2 protein-coding genes are annotated in these 1,515 nt (G+C 33.8%); both read right to left on the bottom strand.

Annotated elements, in window-relative coordinates:
• On the bottom strand, positions 1–513 hold a 513-nt coding region (locus AB3X49_RS22785), incomplete at its 3' end, for an alpha/beta fold hydrolase (protein ID WP_367964914.1).
• Positions 514–646: 133 nt separating this feature from the next.
• Positions 647–1,471, bottom strand: coding sequence for a DUF2785 domain-containing protein (locus AB3X49_RS22780; RefSeq protein ID WP_002168101.1), 825 nt, complete (start codon positions 1,469–1,471; stop codon positions 647–649).
• Positions 1,472–1,515: the final 44 nt, after the last annotated feature.

Raw genomic sequence — 1,515 nt, 5'->3', positions numbered from 1 at the left:
CTGATTAGGTAAACCAATATCTAACGCAATAATCCCTTTTACTTCACTTGGGTATTTTTGTGCCCAATAAATAGCCTCTATACCCGATAGAGAGTGTGGCACTAAAATATAGGGAGGTTTATTTCCACTTCTAATAAGCGCTTCTCTCGTTTGTTCTAATATCGTATCAATATCTCTATCATCATGAAAAACATCACTGTATCCATAACCAGCTCTCTCAATTACAGAAACCTTGTTTTCTTTCGAAAATTCACTATATAATCCTTTCAATTCATAAACAGGAGCGGCAATTCCAGATCCGGTCATAAATACAAAAGTATCCTTCCCGCTCCCCTCGTTATAAACATTCACTTTTTTATTATTGAAATTAACAAGTTCCCCTTCATTGTTCATTAATTTCGATTCCATTCTTAATTGATAGTTATGATATATGAATACAGCGCCTGTTCCAAGAAAAATAATGCTGCTACATACAAAAAATATAATCTTTACTATCTTCAATATTTTTTTCATTTGACACCCCTTTCAGCCTATACTGAAAGGGTACAATGTAAAAATAAATTTCTAATAAATTTTTCAAAATTAATATTTTCTCTTTGTTTCTAAGTATGGATTTCTTTTAAAATTTCCAATTCAAACGCTATTTTTAATACCTACGCAAATCCTTCAAAGTCTCCAATATATCATCTGTAAAGGCAGTAGCGCCCTCTTTCTCTAAAGCTCTGAAATATAAACTTCTTAAGAAAGCTCTAATATTTTGTACTAAAATATCATGTTGAGGATGTGGGATATCTTCAACAATTGCTATACTATGTAGCCAATTGCTCCACTCTTCTTCAGTTAAAATATTTTGGTTACGCAACGACATAATTGGCGTTACTAATCTCTCATCCTCAAAGTGTATGTATACGTAGTCATTCAATCGAACCTTCTGACGAACAGCAGCTAGTATTGCATATGAAAACTCACGATTTTGTATTGTACGTGCTAAAGCATCTAGTGCATCTGCCGCATGTGCAGTAGAATGTGCCCAGCCTTTTCCTTCTACGTAACCCCTTACATCTTCTTCTAAATAGACATATTCCAGAACTTGTTCTGCCACACTATACAGCTGTTCTTCAGATAACAGTGGTTCTCTTTCATGAACAGATAAAATAAGCGGCGGAATTAATACGGAGAACGCACGTTTAAATACAGAATCTGTTCCCTTTTCACCAATTTTATAAAATAAATAATCAGGACTAATTGCTTGTAACATTAATCCTCGTAATTCTTTTTGTCTAAACACATCATTTGTAATCCATTTGTGAAGCGTACTATAAATCAAATCATCACGTAATTCAGCATCAGGTGATCCGATATAATCTAACATCCACTGTGCGTATGGATATGCGTCTACGTCTTCTGGCACAGCATAATTATTATTTTGAATTTGTTGTAATTCTTCTTTTAGTTCTAGTACTTCTGTCATTATATTTCCTGTCCCCTTTTTACGTTTTTCAACTTCTTTTCGCC

It is taken from the genome of Bacillus sp. C30 (genome assembly GCF_040838255.1).
Classification (GTDB): Bacteria; Bacillota; Bacilli; order Bacillales; family Bacillaceae_G; genus Bacillus_A; species Bacillus_A mycoides.
Note: the sequence above shows the minus strand (reverse complement) of the source record. Positions and strands in the feature narration are given on the sequence as shown.

Bases quoted from the DNA above. Each gene is read 5' to 3' on its own strand.
- AB3X49_RS22780 (WP_002168101.1), bottom strand. From the start codon at position 1,471: ATGACAGAAGTACTAGAACTAAAAGAAGAATTACAACAAATTCAAAAT.